Raw genomic sequence first — 15,316 nt, forward strand, 5'->3', positions numbered from 1 at the left:
ACATCCCGGAGGACGGCCGCCGGCTGGGATACCGTCCACCGGGGAGGAGATGTCGGCCTCGGGAAGAGAGGTGGACGGGTGGCGAGTCCGAAGGCGCGCGCCGGCCGGGCCGCCGCGCTGCACCGCAGGGCCGAGGCCACCGCGACCGCGGCGGCCGGGATCCTCGACGAGATCCGGCCCGCCCCCGCCGACCACCACCGGCAGTACGAGCTGGCCGAGCGGCTCCGGGCCGCGGCGGCGGTCGCTGCGCCGGGCTGGGCCGGCGACCCGCTGGAGACGCTGACCCCGACGACCCCGCCCGTGGACGGTCCGCCCGCGTTCGTCCGGGTCGGCGCCGCGGCGCCGCTGGACGACGCCCGGTTCCCGGCGCTGGTGCCGCTGCTCGGCAGTGGACACCTGAGCGTTGACGCCGACGCCGGCGATCCGCGGGTGGCGGGGCTGCTCCGGGCTCTGCTGCTGCGGCTGTTCGCGGCCAGCCCGGCCGGTGCCCTGCTGGCGCGCGCGGTCGACGGCGGCCCGGGTGACACGTTCGCCGGTTACGCGGCGCTCGCCGACGCGGGCCTGCTGCCGCCGCCCGCGACCGACCTGTCCGGGCTCCGGGCGGTGCTGGCCGAGGCCGAGCAGTGGGTGGCTGCCGGCACCGCTCGACAGCGCGGGCACGACCGCACGCTGCTGCTCACGGTAGCCGCCCTGCCCCACGGGGCCGCACCGTCCGATCTCGACCGGCTCGCCGAGCTGGCCGCCCAGGGTCCCCGGGCCGGGCTGCATCTGGTGGTGGCCGGCTGGCCCGCCGGGGCGCCGCTGCCGCAGGCCACCCCGCTCGCGGTGCGCACCGCGTACGCGCTGGTCGGCGACCCACCCTCCGCCGGGTTCAGCAGTCCCGGGGCGGAGTCGGCGGGCGGGCTGAACTGCCCGGTCTTCCTCGACGAGGATCCCCCCGGCGAACTGGTCGCCGGGGTGTGCCAGCGGCTGGTCCGGCAGATCGAGGACGGCTCCCGCCTGGCCCTCACCGACCTGCTGCCGGAGGGTGACCTCTGGGCGGAGGGTTCGGTCGACGGGCTCACCACGACGGTCGGTGACGCCGCGGGGCGGCCGGTCAGCCTGGGCTTCACCGAGCTGACCCCGCACTGGCTGGTCAGCGGCCGCTCGCAGGCCGGGCGGTCGGCGTTCCTCACCGACGCGCTCTTCGGCCTGGCGGCCCGCTACGGCCCCGACGAGCTGGTCCTCTACCTGGCCGACCTCGACGACGGCGAGTCCTTCGTGGAGTTCCTCCAGACCGAGCGGGACCGGTCCTGGGTGCCGCAGGTCCGGGCCGCCGGGATGGCCGCCGACCGCGAGTACGTGGCGGACGTGCTCGGCGAGCTGGAGGCCGAGCTGCACCGCCGGGAGGAGGCGGCCCGCCGGGCCGGCGGGCAGCGCTACGCCGAGCTGCGCCAGCACCAGTCGCTGCCCCGGATCGTCTGCGTGATCGACAACTTCCCGCTGCTGTTGCGGGATCGGGACCGGCTCGCCGCCGACCTGCTGGCCCGGCTCGACGGGCTGGCCCGCGCCGCCCGGTCGTACGGGATCCACCTGGTCCTGGCCGGCGAGGGCGACCTCGGCATCGGCGGCCCCCGCGATCCACTGCTCGGCCAGTTCCCGGTCCGGGTGGCACTGCCCGGCGGTTCGGCCGTGCTGGAACCGACCAATGACGCGGCCGCCGGCCTTCCGGTGGGCAGCGCCGTGGTGAACACCGCCGGCGGGCTGGGCGGCCCCCGCGGCGCGACCCGCGGCCACGAGCGGATGATCCGGTTCCCCGACCCGCACGAGGACCCGGCGGTCCTCGCCGACCTGCGGCACCGGCTCTGGTCCGCCCGGCCCGAGGGGGTCACCCCGCCGGTGGTCTTCGCCGGGTTCGCCCGTCCGCTGCTCGCCAACGACCCGCGGCACCGGGCGGCGCTGGCCGGCCGGGCGCACGCGCCGGCCGCGCTGCTCGGCCGGGCGGTGGACGTCCGGCGCTCCACGGTGGCCGTGCCGCTCGGGCCGGCCGCCGGCCGGAACCTGGCCGTGCTGGGACGGGACGAGGAGGCCGAGCGGCTGCTGGTCACGGCGGTCCGCAGCGCGGCGGCGGCCCACCCCGGCGCGGCGCGATTCGTGCTGGCGCCGCTGGCCAACGGCTCGGCCGAGCCGGCCGGCGTGCTCGCCGCCGAGCTGGCCGGGCGGCACCGGGTGGAGACCGTCGACGTGACCGGGCTGCGGGCCGCGATGGCGGCCGACGAGCCGGGCTACCTGGTGGTGTTCGGGTTGGACGTGCCGGACGCGACCGAGCTGCCGCCCGAGCTGCTGCGTGCGCTGCTGCTGGAGGGGCCGCCGGCCGGCCGGCACCTGCTCGGCTGGTGGCGCACGGTGGCGCCGCTGGCCGGGCTGCTCGGCCCGGAGGGCGAGGTGGACAAGCTCACCGCCGTGGTGGTCACCGACGTGCCCGGCAGCCGGCTGGAGCAGCTCTTCGACCGGCCGGTGCTCTGGCGACCCCGGCCGGGCCGCGCGGTGATCTGGGACGGCCCGGGCGAGCAGGGCACGGTGCTGGTGCCGTTCGGGGAGGAGGCACCTTGAGTGAGACCGGTACGGCGGTGCCCGCGCCCCGGTCCGGCGGCCCGACGGTCGACCTGGACCCGGCCGGGGCGGCCTGGGCGGACTATGTGGCCGCCGCCCGCCAGCTCGACGGCGTACGCCGGGCTGCGGCGACCGCCGCCGGCGAGCAGGCCCGGTCCGTGGCGGCGGCCCGGGAGGAGCTGACCGCGGTCCGCGAGCGGCTCGCCCCTCAGCAGTCGCGGCTGCGGGAGCTGGGCGTCCCGGCGCTCTCGCTGGTGCCGACGCCCCCGGAGGTGTCCGAGGCGGCCCGGCCGATGGCGGCCGGGCCGGCGGCGGTGCTGGCCGCCCTGCGGACCGCCCGGGGCTGGGCGGACGCGGCGGACGACAGCCTCGCCGCGCGCGGCCTGCCGCGCTTGGCCCGCTGGCCGTCGCACCCCCGCAACCTGCTGGTCTACGGGCCGCTGGCGCTGGTGGTGCCGCTGGTCCAGCTCACGCTCCTCCTCGCCACCGGCACCGGACCGGTGACGGTGCTCGCGCTGGTGGTGGGGCTGCCGCTGCCGGCGGTCGCGTTCATGCTGGGCTGGCTCGCGGTGGGGCGGCTGTTCCGGCCCCGCCCGGCCGACCGGGTGGACCGGACTCCCCGCTTCGGCGCGCTGGTCTGCCTGGTCCCAGCGGTGCTGACCACGGCCGGCCTGCTGCTGGCCATGCTGGCGGGCTGAGTCCGGACACGACACCGGGCCCCTCCCGTGGGGGAAAGGCCCGGTGCGGTGCGGTCAGCGCGGGATGATCAGGGCCATCGCCTCGGCGCGCGACTTGGCGTCGTGCTTGAGGGTGCCCCGGACCGCCGAGGTGATCGTCTTGGCGCCGGACTTCTGGATGCCGCGCATCGCCATGCACATGTGCTCGCACTCGAGCACCACCACGACGCCGCGCGGCGCCAGCTTGTTCATCAGCAGATCGGCGATCTGGGAGGTGAGCCGCTCCTGCACCTGCGGGCGCCGGGCGAACACCTCCACCAGCCGGGCCAGCTTGGACAGGCCGGTGATCCGGCCGTCCGGCCCCGGGATGTAGCCGATGTGCGCGCTGCCCCGGAACGGGAGCAGGTGGTGCTCGCAGAGGCTCATCACGTCGATGTCCCGGACGAGCACCAGTTCCTCGTGGTTGGCCTCGAAGGTGGTGCTGAGCACCTGCGCCGGGTCCACCCGCAGGCCCGCGAAGAGCTCCGCGTACGCGCGGGCGACCCGGGCCGGCGTCTGCTGGAGGCCGTCCCGGTCCGGGTCCTCACCGACGGCGACGAGGATCTCCCGGACCGCCTTCTCGATGCGGCCCAGGTCGACGCTCTCCTCCACGGGCCGCCCGGTCAGCTTGCCGCTGATCAGGCGCGCGGCGACGTAGTCGAGCGCGTCGTCGCCGTCGGGCTCGGTCGCGGAGACGGCCAGCCCCCGGTTGCGGGAGCTGGCCGTCGGGTCGGTGGTCAGTGGGTACCGTCCGAGTTGTTCGAGGGAGACCCGCCGACCGCGGCGCCGTCGGCCTGGGCCTGCGCCTTGAGGGTCTCCTTCTCCGCGGGCGTGAGCACGGGAGGCTCCGTGGAGGGCTGACGCTTGCCGAAGCCGTGGTAGGGGGCCATCGGCGGGCGCTTCGCCACCCGGGCGCAGATCCGGGCCATGTCGGCCGTGGAGAGGGTCTCCTTCTCCATCAGTTCGAGCACGATGTTGTCCAGGACGTCCCGGTATTCCACCAGGATCTCCCAGGCCTCGTCGTGGGCCAGCTCAATCAGCGCCCGCATCTCGCCGTCGATCTCGGCGGCCACCGCGTCCGAGTAGTCCCGCTCGTGGCCCATGTTGCGGCCGAGGAACGGCTCGTCCCCGCTGGTGCCGTACTTGATCGCGCCGAGCTTGGAGCTCATGCCGTACTGAGTGATCATCGCGCGGGCCAGCTGGGTGGCCTTCTCGATGTCGTTGCCGGCGCCGGTGGTGGGCTCGTGGAAGACCAGCTCCTCGGCGGCCCGGCCACCCAGCGCGTACGCCAGGGTGTCGATCATCTCGGCCCGGGTCTGGGTGTACTTGTCCTCGGTCGGCAGGACCAGGGTGTGGCCCAGCGACCGCCCCCGGGACAGGATGGTCACCTTGTGCACCGGCGCGGCGTGCGGCAGCGCCCAGGCGACCAGCGCGTGCCCACCCTCGTGGTACGCGGTGATCTTCTTCTCCTGGTCGCTCATCACCCGGGTCCGACGCTGCGGACCGGCGATCACCCGGTCGATCGACTCCTCCAGGGAGTCGTTGGTGATCGCCCGCTGGTCCTTGCGGGCGGTGAGCAGCGCGGACTCGTTGATCACGTTGGCCAGGTCGGCGCCGCTGAAGCCGGGGGTGCGCCGGGCGACCGAGTCGAGGTCGACGTCGGGCGTGAACGGCTTGCCCTTGGCGTGCACCCGCAGGATGGCCTTGCGGCCCTCCATGTCGGGGGCGTCGACCGGGATCTGCCGGTCGAAGCGGCCCGGGCGCAGCAGCGCCGGGTCGAGGATGTCCGGTCGGTTGGTGGCGGCGATCAGGATGACCCCGCCCTTGGTGTCGAAGCCGTCCATCTCGACCAGCAACTGGTTGAGGGTCTGCTCCCGCTCGTCGTGGCCGCCGCCCATGCCGGCGCCACGGTGCCGGCCGACGGCGTCGATCTCGTCGACGAAGACGATGGCCGGCGCGTTCGACTTGGCCTGCTCGAAGAGGTCGCGGACCCGGCTGGCACCGACACCGACGAACATCTCGACGAAGTCCGAGCCGGAGATGGAGTAGAACGGCACGCCGGCCTCGCCGGCGACCGCGCGGGCCAGCAGGGTCTTGCCGGTGCCGGGCGGGCCGAAGAGCAGCACGCCCTTCGGGATCTTGGCGCCCAGGGCCTGGTACTTCGCCGGGTTCTGCAGGAAGTCCTTGATCTCGTGCAGTTCCTCGACGGCCTCGTCCGCCCCGGCCACGTCCGCGAAGGTGGTCTTCGGCGTGTCCTTGGTGATCATCTTCGCCTTGGACTTGCCGAAGTTGAGCACCCGCGAGCCGCCGCCCTGCATCTGCGACATGAAGAACAGCAGCAGGAGCACGAGCAGCGCGATGGGCAGGAGGTTGACCAGCAGGCTCACCCAGATGCTGTCCGAGGAGACCTTGGTGTCGGCCGGGCCGGTGACCCGGTTGGCCGCCTTGGCGTCCAGGACCTCGTTCCAGACCTGGCCGCCCACCTCGTAGGGGAACTGGGCCTCGATCCGGTCGGTCGTGGTGTCGCCGAACTTCGTCTTCTGGGCCAGGTCGAGCTGGAGCGTCTGCTCCTTGTCCTGGAAGACCGCCTTATTGATCTTCGCGGTGTGGAGCTGGTCGAGCGCCACCGACGTGTCCACGCGGTGGTAGCTCGGGCCAGCCGTGAAGAGTTGACTGAGCACAACGGCGCCGAGGATGACCAGGATGATCCAGACCACCGGTCGGCGGAAGAAACGCGTACGTTCCATGCTGTTGTCGGGCACCGAGGCGCCCGCATCCTCCTGATCGACGTCCTGACCGTCTGAATGGTGTCGCCGCCTCGGGCGGCGGCCGCAGCCGCCGTGCGGGCCGGCCCCGACCCCGAGGCGCGTCAACTGCCGCGCCGCGGTCATTCGACGGTACACCGTTCGCGCCAGATGTGAGCTTGCGAGCCCGGCACTTACGCGTACGGCGAACCCGGGTTTGAGCCGGCGTGGCGGGGAGCTCCCCACCCGGCCACCCGCCCGCACGGTCACGCGGTTCGAGGGGTCGGGCGTGGAGAGTGCCTCCACGTCACCGGCCTCTACCGTAGACCGGAAGACTGAGAGCCCGCTGAATGTCGGCTGACGACCGGCCGGGCGCCGGGGTCAGGCCCGGGCGTAGACCTCGGGCTTGAGCACGCCGACGTAGGGCACCTCGCGGTAGCGCTCACCGAAGTCGAGGCCGTAGCCGACCACGAACTCGGTCGGGATGTCGAAGCCGACGTACTTCACCGGGACCGGCACCTTGACCGCGTCCGGCTTGCGGAACAGGGCGACCACCTCGACGCTGGCCGCGGAGCGCGACTCCAGGTAGCGCAGCAGCCAGGAGAGGGTCAGACCGGAGTCGACGATGTCCTCGACGACCACCACGTGCCGGCCGGCGATGTCGCGGTCCAGGTCCTTGAGGATCCGCACCACCCCGGAGGAGGTGGTGCCCTGGCCGTACGAGGAGATGGCCATGAAGTCCAGCTCGGCGGGCGGGCCCTGGCGGCCGAGCGCGCGGGCGAAGTCGGCCATGAACATGACCGCGCCCTTGAGCACGCAGACGAGCAGGAGACCGTCCTCGACGTGGGCGTAGTCCGCCGAGACCTGCTTGGCCAGTTCCGCGGTCTTCTCGCGGATCTGCGCCTCGGAGATGATTACGTGGTCGATGTCGGCGTCGTACCAGGAGCCGTCAGCCATGCTCCTAGCCTGCCGTACGCCGGATGGCCTCCGTCGGCGGGGCCGCCCCTTTTGGCGCGGTCCCGCCGAGGATTAACGGCGCAGACGGGGCAAATCACCTCAGCAGGTGCGGGAGCGCCAGCGGCGTCCGTCCTCGGTCGGCTTCCAATCGGCCGAGTCCCGGGTGTCGGCGGTCAACCCGAAGGCGCTGGCGCCGACGAGGAGAAGCAGGAAGAGCAGGAGCAGCAGAACGGTCATGGCGGCGCTCGCTTTCGCGTGGTTGATGTGTTTTTCGCCGCCGGTGCGCACCGGACACCATCAAGTCTGCGAGCCGCCGCCCCCATCGGACAGTGGCAGGAATGCCAGTGGGCCTCGATTTCCTGCCACCCGTCGGGTTACCCTCGTCACATGATTCGATCCGTCGCCGTCGTGGCCCTCGAAGAGGTCGCGGCGTTCGAACTCGGCGTCGTCGCCGAGGTGTTCGGCACCGACCGCACCGCCGACGGCTTCCCCGGTTACCGGTTCGACGTCTGCACGGTGGACGGCGGGCCGGTCCGCAGCCGCTCCGGCTTCCTGCTCACCCCGACCGCCGACCTGACCCCGGTCGAGGACGCCGACCTGGTGGCCGTGCCCGCCCACGGCGACGGAACGACGCCGGTCCCCGAGCCGGTGCTGGCCGCGCTGCGCCGGGCCGCCGACCGGGGCGCCTGGCTGCTCAGCGTCTGCTCCGGGGCGTTCGTGCTCGGCGAGGCGGGGCTGCTCGACGGGCGCGACTGCACCACCCACTGGCGGCACGTCGACGACCTGCAGGAACGGTTCCCGGCGGCCCGGGTGCACTGCAACTCGCTCTACGTGCAGGACGGGCGGCTGCTCACGAGCGCCGGCACGGCCGCCGGCATCGACGCCTGCCTGCACCTGGTCCGCCAGGCGCACGGCTCGGCCACGGCCACGCGGCTGGCCCGCCGGATGGTCGTCCCGCCGCACCGCGACGGCGGCCAGGCCCAGTACGTCGAGGCGCCCATCCCCAAGGCGCCCGAGGCGCCCACCCTGGAGCCGGTGCTGGAGTGGCTCATGGGGCACCTGGACCGGACGGTGACCGTGGACGAGCTGGCCGCCCGGGCCGGGATGGCGGCGCGTACCTTCGCCCGGCGGTTCCGCGCCGAGACCGGCACGACCCCGCACGACTGGCTGACCAACCAGCGGGTGCTGCTCGCGCGGCGGCTGCTGGAGGAGACCCGGCTGAGCGTGGAGAACGTCGCCGACCAGGCCGGGTTCGGCGATGCGGCGGCGCTGCGGCACCACTTCACCCGCCGGGTCGGCACCACCCCGCACGCCTACCGGACGACGTTCCGGGAGCGGGTCGACGCCTGATCACCAGCCCAGCATCGCGCCGTCGACCCGGGACTCCGACCCGGCCACGTAGCCGCCGCCGGGCGCCTGCCAGATCGCCTGGCCGTACCCGAAGACCGACGGCTCGGCCGCGACGGTGATCTCGTGCCCGCGCGACCGCAACCCCGCAACCAGTCCGGGGTCGAGGTCCGGCTCGACCAGCAGCGTCCGGCCGGGCCGGCACGGTCGACCCTTCGCCCTGCGCCCCGCCGAGCGCATCGACCGGCGGCGCACCGCGCCGGCCCGTCGCGGCCAGCACCAGCTACCGGGTGAGCGCCGCCGGGGAACGGCCGGAGGCGTTCAACCCGTGCAGCCGGTCGCCGTCCCAGACGATGGCGAACAGGTCGCCGCCGATGTCGTTCGAGGACGGCTGCACCACGGTCAGGGTGATCGCGGTGGCCAGCGCCGCGTCGACGGCGTTGCCGCCGCGCCGCAGCACGGCCAGGCCCGCGGCCGCCGCGAGCGGTTGGCTGGTCGCGACGGCACCGTGGGGGGCGAGCAACGGCTGTCGGGGGTACGCCATGAGTCTGTCTACCGCCTCCGGCGGCTCCCGGCGACCCCGCTCCGCCGTCCCGACGGGCTCCGGCCCCCGGGACACCGCCACCTCGCCGAGCTGGCGAGTCGAGGCGGCGCTGCCGCACGGGTCAGGTGGTGAGGCGCCCGGCGTGGCGGCGGACCGGGACGCCGCCCGGCAGGTACGCCGGCCCCTGCCCACGCCAGTCCGTGACGAGGGCGTCCAGCGCCGCCACGTGCCGGTGCGACAGGGCGGCCGGCGAGGCGCCCAGATCCCGGGCCCAGGCGTGCAGCACCCGGGTACGCACCGCGGCCGGCAGCGCGGCCAGGCCGTCGACCGAGAGCCCGCCCTCGGCGGCCCGGACCTCGGCGAGCGCGGCGGCGGCGAGGTCGTCCAGGGCCGCGGTGTCGGCGGCCAGCAGGCGGGCCGTCCGGGCCAGGTTGTCCACCACCCCGGGGCCGAGCGCCCGGACCAGCGCGGGCAGCACGTCGGCGCGGACCCGCGAGCGGGCGTACACGGGATCGGCGTTGTGCGGGTCCTCCCAGGGCGTGAGCCCGAGCGCGGCGCAGGCCTCCCGGGTGTCGGCGCGGGGGACGTCGAGCAGCGGGCGCAGCAGCGGCACCCCGTCCCACTCGCGGCAGGCCGGCATGCCGGACAGGCCGTGCGGGCCGGCGCCCCGGGCCAGCGCGAGCAGCATCGTCTCGGCCTGGTCGTCGCGGGTGTGCCCGAGCAGCACCCCGGCCGCGCCGTGCCCGCGGGCGGTGGCCAGCAGGGCGGCGTACCGGGCCTCGCGGGCGGCCGCCTCCGGGCCGCCGGGCCGGCCGGCGACGGTCACCGGGACCACCTCGACGGGGTCGAGACCGACCTCGCGCGCCCAGCGGGCCACCCGTTCGGCCCGCTCGGCCGAGCCGGGTTGCAGGCCGTGGTCGACGGTCACCAGGCCGGCCCGGCGGCCGAGGCGGGGCGCCACGAAGGCGGTGGCCGCGGCCAGGGCGAGCGAGTCGGCGCCGCCGGAGCAGGCGACCAGCACCGGCCCGGCCCCGGGCAGCCCGGTCAACGCCCGGCGTACGGCGAGCCGGACGCCGGCGACCGGCGGGGCGAGCGGGGAGCCTGTCTTCGTTCGCGACTGCGGGGCTCGCAAACCCGGCTCACTCCTCGCGCTCACGGTGCCCGGCTTCGTTCGCGACTGCGGGGCTCGCAAACCCGGCTCACTCCTCGCGCTCACCAACTCAGCCGGCGGCTGGTGGGATGTTCGCCGCCCCGCCGTGCACCCGGGCCACCCAGGCGTCCGGGTCGCCCAGCTCGTCGAGCCGGGGCAGGGTCAGCGGCGAGGAGAAGATCTTGTTGAAGCCGGCCATGCCGACCCGGTCCACCACCCCGTGCACGAACTTGCGGCCCTCGGCGTACTGGCGCATCTTCACCTCGATGCCGAGCACCCGGCGGATCGCCTTCTCCAGCGGGTTGCCGGACTCGCGGCGGCGGTTGAACGCCGCCCGGATCGACTCGACGCTCGGGATGACCTGCGGGCCGACGCCGTCCATGACGAACTCGGCGTGCCCCTCCAGCAGGGTCATCAGCGCGGTGAGCCGGTCCAGCACGGCCCGCTGCGCCGGGGTCTGCACGATGTCCAGCACGCTGGCCCGGCTGTCCGGGTCCTTCACCGCGTCGGAGAGCGTGGCCACTGCGCGGCGCAGCCGCTCCAGCAGGTGCTCGCCGCCGTGCGACGCGTCCACGAACGCCTGCACCTCGCTGAGGAAGTACGCCCGCATCCACGGCACGGCGGTGAACTGGGTCCGGTGGGTCACCTCGTGCAGGCAGACCCAGAGCCGGAAGTCCCGGGGGTCGGCCCCCAGCTTCCGCTCCACCTCGACGATGTTCGGGGCGACCAGCAGCAGCTGGCCGGGGTCACCCGCGAAGACCTCGTACTGGCCGAGCACCCGGCCGGACAGGTACGCCAGCACGGTGCCGGCCTGCACGCCGGTGAGCCGGGAACCGATCGCCTCGGTGAGCGGGCCGGGGCGCTTGTCGCCGGACAGCCGGTCCACCAGCGGGGTGATCACCTCGCGCAGCCCGGCGATGTTGGCGGCCGCCCAGTCCCGGCGGTCCACCACCCGGACCGGCGGATGGCTGACCTGGGAGCGCAGGCCGGTGTAGTCGGCGACGTGCCCCGCGGCCTCCTCGGTCAGCCGGCGCAGCTCGCCCACCACGTCGGTGGCCTCGGCGTACGACACCCGGGGGCCCGACTTGCCCAGCGCCCCCGCGGTCGCGGCGGCCAGATCCCAGTCCACGAACTGCGCCATGAACCCACCGTACCCGCGCCGCGACACCCCCACCCGGGCTCGCGAGCGCCGATCGACGCCGGTCGCACCGGGTGGGACGGTCAGCCGCAGCCGCAGCCGGCCAGCGCGGAGGAGATCCGGTCGAGGGCCTGCCGGGTCTCGTCGAGGCTGTCCGGCGTGCGGTCGGTGAGGACGGCGAAGGTGAGCAGCCGGCCGTCGGCCGTGGTGACCAGCCCGGCGATGGCGTTCACCCCGCTGAGCGTGCCGGTCTTGGCCCGGACCACGCCCGCACCGGCCTTCGTCACCGCCGCCTGGTAGCGCTCGTCCAGGGTGCCGGACCAGCCGCCCACCGGCAGGCCGCCGAAGATCGCGGCCAGGTCGGGGTGGCTGCCGTTGCCGGCGAGCGTGATCAGGTCGGTGAGCAGCGAGGGGCTGATCCGGTTGGTGCGGGACAGCCCACTGCCGTCGGCCAGGCTGATCTCGTCGGCCGGCAGCCCCAGCTCGCCGAGCACCTGGTCGGTGGCAGCCGCGCCGCCGGCGAACGAGCCGGGCTTGCCCTTGGCGAGCGCGACCTGTCGGGCCATCACCTCGGCGATCACGTTGTCGCTGTCACTGATCATGATGTCGACCAGGCGGACCAGCGGCAGCGACTGGACCTTGCCCAGCTCGGCGCCAGCAGCGGGCGGGTCGGTCGCCGTCGCGCCGGAGGCAGCGGGCGCGGTGCCCCGCTTCACCTCGGCGGCGGCACCGGAGAGCCCGAGGAGCTTGGCGAACTGCCGGCCGGCGGTGAGGTCCGGCTGAGGCACCCGCTCGGCGGCGTGGTTGGTGGCCTCGGCGGTGCGGCGGGCCTCCGCCGCGTCCCGCCGCGCGCCGTCGGTCATCAGCGCGGTGATCGCCGCGCCGAACCCGCCAGTGGGAATGTCGGAGTCCCAGCCGGGCTCGTAGACCGGGCCGCTGAACAGCGACGAGTCGACGGTGACCTTGGTCGGGGCGGTGCCGCCGAGCGCCTTGCGCACCTGGGCGGCGAGGTCGTCCAGCCGGGCCGCGCCGGGGTAGAAGCCGTTCTTGTCGACCGCGAGGGTCGGGTCACCGCCGCCGACCAGGACCACCTCGCCGGGGGTCGCGCCGGCGACCGCCCGGGTGGGGATCCGGTACGCCGGGCCGCGCGCCGCCAGCACGGCGACCCCGGTGGCCAGCTTGGTCACCGAGGCGGGCACGGTCGGACTGTCCTGCCCGCTGCCGTAGAGCGCCTGGCCGGTGGCCACGTCGGCCACCGAGACGTTCACCCGCTCGCCGAGCGCGGCGGCGCTGACCAGGGGTTCGAGCGCGGCGCGTACCCCCTCGGGGGTGGGCAGCGGCGCGTTGCCGTCCGCGCCGGCCAGCACGGCGGGCGGGGGCGGCTCGGGCGACTGCGCGGCGGCGGTCGGCGTGTCCTCGCCGCCCAGCCAGCCGGCCACCGGGCCGGGCCGGACCACGGCCAGCCCGACCGCAGCCAGGGCGACGATCAGCACGCTGGCCAGCACCGCGACCAGCCCGAGCCGGCGCCGGCGTGGTGGCGGGGGCGACGGCGGAGGCGGGGCCGCGCCGACCGGGGGCACCGGCGGGCTCACCGGGATGCCGCCGGGCGCGTCGTACCCGGGCCAGCTCACCGGCGCGGCCGGACCCGGGCCGTAGTCGCGTGGGTCGGCCTGGCCGTACTGCCGGGGATCGGCCTGGCCGTAGTCGCGCGGGGCGGCCTGGCCGTAGTCCCGTGGAGCGGCCTGCCCGTAGTCGCGCGGGGCGGCCTGGCCGTACTGCCGGGGGTCGGCGTGGCCGTACTCCCCGGGGTTGGCGCGGCCGACCGGGGCGGACCCGGCAGCCGGCCCGGGGCGGTGGGAGAGGTTGGCCCCGGGGATCGACACGCGGCCGGTGGCCCCGGCGGAACCGGAACCCGGCGATCCGCGCCCGTCAACCCCCTCGGGGCGGTAGTGTGAATCTTCCCTCCCCACGACCCCCTCCTCCCCCGCTCAAAAGCGCCTTGGGTGACACTACTTCGGTCCGAACACTATGCGGCGGTCGGAGCCGGCGGGGGACGTTCACCCCGTCCGGTGGGCGGCGCCACTGGTTTCCGTCAGCCAGCGTGGGCAAACGAGGGAGCGTGGGAGATGGATTTCGACGTCACGGTTGAGATCCCCAAGGGTCACCGCAACAAGTACGAGGTGGACCACGCGACCGGCCGGATCCGGCTGGACCGCACCCTCTTCACCTCCACGCAGTACCCGGCCGACTACGGCTTCATCGAGGGCACCCTGGGCGAGGACGGCGACCCGCTGGACGCGCTGGTGCTGGTCCCCGAGCCCACCTTCCCCGGCTGCCTGATCCGCTGCCGCACCATCGGCATGTTCCGGATGACCGACGAGAAGGGCGGCGACGACAAGGTCCTCTGCGTGCCCTACGAGGACCCGCGCCAGGAGCACCTGCGGGACATCCACCACCTGGGTGAGTTCGACCGGCTGGAGATCCAGCACTTCTTCGAGGTCTACAAGGACCTGGAGCCCGGCAAGTCGGTCGAGGGCGCGACCTGGGTGGGTCGCACCGAGGCCGAGGCCGAGATCGTGGCCTCGTACCAGCGCGCCAAGGAGGCCGCCGAGCGCGGCGAGACCCTGCACTGACCTGATCCGCGCCGACGGGCCCGGGCCGCTCCACCGAGCGACCCGGGCCCGCGTGCGTGCCGGTCAGCCGAGCAGGCCGCGGGCCTGGTCGTAGAGGTCGAGCACCGCGCACGCCACCGGGACCACCGCGACGACCAGCGCGGTGTCGGTCAGGTCGGCAAGCCGGCCGAGGTACGGGGAGACCGGCCGCCGGGCGTAGGTAGCGCCGGCCGCGACGGCGACCAGGGCCAGGGCCAGCCCGCCGACGGTCAGCGCCAGCCGGCCGGCCGGACCGGCCCGGTCGGCCAGCACCGCACCGAGCACGACGTACCCGGCCAGCCCGGCGGCGACGGCGGGCACCCGGTGGCGGACCGCCACGAAGAGCCGGGAGCGCAGCAGCAGCACCCCGCAGCCGACCGCCACCAGCAGCCGACCGGCGAGCCCGCCGGTGGTGGCGAGCACCGCGGTGGCCGCGACGGCCAGCACCGCGTGCCCGAGCAGCATCCCGGTCAGCATCTCCTCGGTGCGGGCCACGGCCGCGTGCACCCGGGCCCGGTCGGGCAGGTCACGGACGCCGGGCGGGCCGCCGGCCGGCGCGGGCAGGGTAATCGGCGGCAGCGGCACCTTGCCGAGCCGGATGGCCAGCAGCGGCAGCCCGCCGAGCGCGAAGACCAGCGCGCAGAGCAGCACGGCGGCGGTGCCGGCCGGGTCGAGGAACAGCCCGCCGAGGCCGGCCGCCGCGCCGGCCGCGCCGGTGGTCGCACCGGCCAGGAAGACCCGGGACCGGTTGGCCACCCCGAGCAGGCCGAGCACCGCCACCAGCAGCAGCGCCACCGAGCCGGCGAGCAGTTCGGGCGCGCCCACCCAGGGCAGCGGCCCGAACGGGCCGACCGGGTCGCCGGAGCCGATCGCCAGGGCGCCGGCCGCGGCGGCCCAGGGCAGCGCGTACCCGCCGAGGGTGGCGCCGACCGGGCCGTCACCGTAGGCCCGGGAGGCGGCCGTGGCGGCGAGCACCAGGAGGAGGGCCACCACGGCCGCGACCGGCCAGCCGCTGCGTGGCCCGGGGCCGGCGGCCAGCACGGCGAGCAGCCCGACGGCCAGCGGCACGCCCGCCCCGGCCAGGGCGGCGGCCCGGGTGGCCCGGGGCGACCAGGCGGCGCCGCGGCGGCGGGCGCCGTCGGCGATCGCCTCGATCACGTCGTCGTATTCCGGTTCGGGCCACTGGGCGCGGGCCGGGACGAGGTGCAGCACCTCGCCGTCGCGGACGCCCTGGGGCAGCAGCGCCTGCGCGGTGGCCAGCACCGCGCCGTCGGTCCGCCGCAGCACCCAGCCGCCGTGCCGTTCGCCGTCGTCGGCCAGGCCCTCCCCGGCGTGCCGGAGCACCTCGGGCAGCAGCTCGGCGAGGGGGACCTGCTCCGGCAGGGCCACGTCGACCCGCCGCCGGGGGGCGCTGATCGTGACCCGGGCCAGCCCGCTTGTCATCGATGCTTCTCCATATCGAGCGGGAACGGTGGCT

General features: G+C 75.4%; 14 protein-coding genes. 4 read left to right on the forward strand and 10 right to left on the reverse strand.

The window, feature by feature from the left end:
• Positions 1-78 precede the first annotated feature (78 nt).
• Together ACFYPD_RS04775 and ACFYPD_RS04780 are read left to right on the forward strand one after the other, a co-directional pair.
• Positions 79-2,592: an FtsK/SpoIIIE domain-containing protein gene (locus tag ACFYPD_RS04775; RefSeq protein WP_387108853.1), complete on the forward strand. Its 2,514-nt coding sequence runs from the start codon at positions 79-81 to the stop codon at positions 2,590-2,592.
• On the forward strand, positions 2,589-3,290 hold the full coding sequence (locus ACFYPD_RS04780; RefSeq protein WP_387108856.1) for a hypothetical protein: 702 nt from the start codon (positions 2,589-2,591) through the stop codon (positions 3,288-3,290). Before ACFYPD_RS04775 ends, ACFYPD_RS04780 begins: the two co-directional genes overlap by 4 nt.
• A gap of 54 nt (positions 3,291-3,344) precedes the next feature.
• Here the strand turns inward: ACFYPD_RS04780 and folE are convergent, their stop codons facing one another.
• The 4 genes from folE to ACFYPD_RS04800 all read right to left on the reverse strand — a co-directional run bounded on the left by folE (position 3,345) and on the right by ACFYPD_RS04800 (position 7,246).
• Positions 3,345-4,010, reverse strand: a complete 666-nt coding sequence (gene folE / locus ACFYPD_RS04785) for a GTP cyclohydrolase I FolE (protein WP_387109197.1) — start codon at positions 4,008-4,010, stop codon at positions 3,345-3,347.
• Between the two features lie 35 nt (positions 4,011-4,045).
• Positions 4,046-6,055 carry an ATP-dependent zinc metalloprotease FtsH gene (ftsH, locus tag ACFYPD_RS04790; RefSeq protein WP_387108859.1) on the reverse strand — a complete coding sequence of 670 codons (2,010 nt, stop codon included), beginning with the start codon at positions 6,053-6,055 and terminating at the stop codon, positions 4,046-4,048.
• Between the two features lie 378 nt (positions 6,056-6,433).
• Positions 6,434-7,009: a hypoxanthine phosphoribosyltransferase gene (gene hpt, locus ACFYPD_RS04795; RefSeq protein WP_262282689.1), complete on the reverse strand. Its 576-nt coding sequence runs from the start codon at positions 7,007-7,009 to the stop codon at positions 6,434-6,436.
• A 99-nt stretch (positions 7,010-7,108) separates the two neighbouring features.
• Positions 7,109-7,246 carry a hypothetical protein gene (locus tag ACFYPD_RS04800; protein WP_387108862.1) on the reverse strand — a complete coding sequence of 46 codons (138 nt, stop codon included), beginning with the start codon at positions 7,244-7,246 and terminating at the stop codon, positions 7,109-7,111.
• A gap of 150 nt (positions 7,247-7,396) precedes the next feature.
• On the opposite strand from ACFYPD_RS04800, the gene ACFYPD_RS04805 reads away from it, so the two are divergent.
• Positions 7,397-8,359, forward strand: a complete 963-nt coding sequence (locus ACFYPD_RS04805) for a GlxA family transcriptional regulator (protein ID WP_387108865.1) — start codon at positions 7,397-7,399, stop codon at positions 8,357-8,359.
• Here the strand turns inward: ACFYPD_RS04805 and ACFYPD_RS04810 are convergent, their stop codons facing one another.
• From ACFYPD_RS04810 to dacB, 5 genes are all read right to left on the reverse strand, one after another.
• Positions 8,360-8,611: a hypothetical protein gene (locus ACFYPD_RS04810; RefSeq protein WP_387108867.1), complete on the reverse strand. Its 252-nt coding sequence runs from the start codon at positions 8,609-8,611 to the stop codon at positions 8,360-8,362.
• Between the two features lie 28 nt (positions 8,612-8,639).
• A complete protein-coding gene (locus ACFYPD_RS04815) occupies positions 8,640-8,900 on the reverse strand; it encodes a gamma-glutamyltransferase (RefSeq protein WP_387108869.1) in 261 nt (86 codons plus the stop codon).
• Between the two features lie 121 nt (positions 8,901-9,021).
• Entirely contained in the window at positions 9,022-10,032 is a 1,011-nt protein-coding gene (gene tilS / locus ACFYPD_RS04820; protein ID WP_387108872.1) for a tRNA lysidine(34) synthetase TilS, read from the reverse strand.
• A gap of 88 nt (positions 10,033-10,120) precedes the next feature.
• The gene (locus ACFYPD_RS04825; RefSeq protein WP_387108875.1) at positions 10,121-11,191 is read right to left on the reverse strand and encodes a zinc-dependent metalloprotease; all 1,071 of its coding nucleotides are present in this window, start codon (positions 11,189-11,191) and stop codon (positions 10,121-10,123) included.
• 80 nt (positions 11,192-11,271) lie between these two features.
• Entirely contained in the window at positions 11,272-12,780 is a 1,509-nt protein-coding gene (gene dacB, locus ACFYPD_RS04830; RefSeq protein WP_387109200.1) for a D-alanyl-D-alanine carboxypeptidase/D-alanyl-D-alanine-endopeptidase, read from the reverse strand.
• Positions 12,781-13,314: 534 nt separating this feature from the next.
• Between dacB and ACFYPD_RS04835 the strand changes: the two genes are divergently transcribed.
• Complete coding sequence (locus tag ACFYPD_RS04835) at positions 13,315-13,821, forward strand: inorganic diphosphatase (protein WP_091266984.1); 507 nt, start codon at positions 13,315-13,317, stop codon at positions 13,819-13,821.
• 63 nt (positions 13,822-13,884) lie between these two features.
• On the opposite strand, the gene eccD is transcribed toward ACFYPD_RS04835, so the two are convergent.
• Complete coding sequence (gene eccD, locus ACFYPD_RS04840; protein ID WP_387108878.1) at positions 13,885-15,282, reverse strand: type VII secretion integral membrane protein EccD; 1,398 nt, start codon at positions 15,280-15,282, stop codon at positions 13,885-13,887.
• Positions 15,283-15,316 lie beyond the last annotated feature (34 nt).

Origin of the sequence: Micromonospora sp. NPDC005299 (assembly GCF_042872345.1) — a bacterium.
Lineage (GTDB): Bacteria > Actinomycetota > Actinomycetes > Mycobacteriales > Micromonosporaceae > Micromonospora.

What these genes read in the sequence shown, in the direction of transcription:
- ACFYPD_RS04815 (WP_387108869.1), bottom strand. Translation starts at nt 8,900, where the DNA reads ATGGCGTACCCCCGACAGCCGTTGCTCGCCCCCCACGGTGCCGTCGCG.
- hpt (WP_262282689.1), bottom strand. Translation starts at nt 7,009, where the DNA reads ATGGCTGACGGCTCCTGGTACGACGCCGACATCGACCACGTAATCATC.
- eccD (WP_387108878.1), bottom strand. Translation starts at nt 15,282, where the DNA reads ATGACAAGCGGGCTGGCCCGGGTCACGATCAGCGCCCCCCGGCGGCGG.
- ACFYPD_RS04825 (WP_387108875.1), bottom strand. Translation starts at nt 11,191, where the DNA reads ATGGCGCAGTTCGTGGACTGGGATCTGGCCGCCGCGACCGCGGGGGCG.
- ACFYPD_RS04805 (WP_387108865.1), top strand. Translation starts at nt 7,397, where the DNA reads ATGATTCGATCCGTCGCCGTCGTGGCCCTCGAAGAGGTCGCGGCGTTC.
- ACFYPD_RS04800 (WP_387108862.1), bottom strand. Translation starts at nt 7,246, where the DNA reads ATGACCGTTCTGCTGCTCCTGCTCTTCCTGCTTCTCCTCGTCGGCGCC.
- ftsH (WP_387108859.1), bottom strand. Translation starts at nt 6,055, where the DNA reads ATGGAACGTACGCGTTTCTTCCGCCGACCGGTGGTCTGGATCATCCTG.
- ACFYPD_RS04835 (WP_091266984.1), top strand. Translation starts at nt 13,315, where the DNA reads ATGGATTTCGACGTCACGGTTGAGATCCCCAAGGGTCACCGCAACAAG.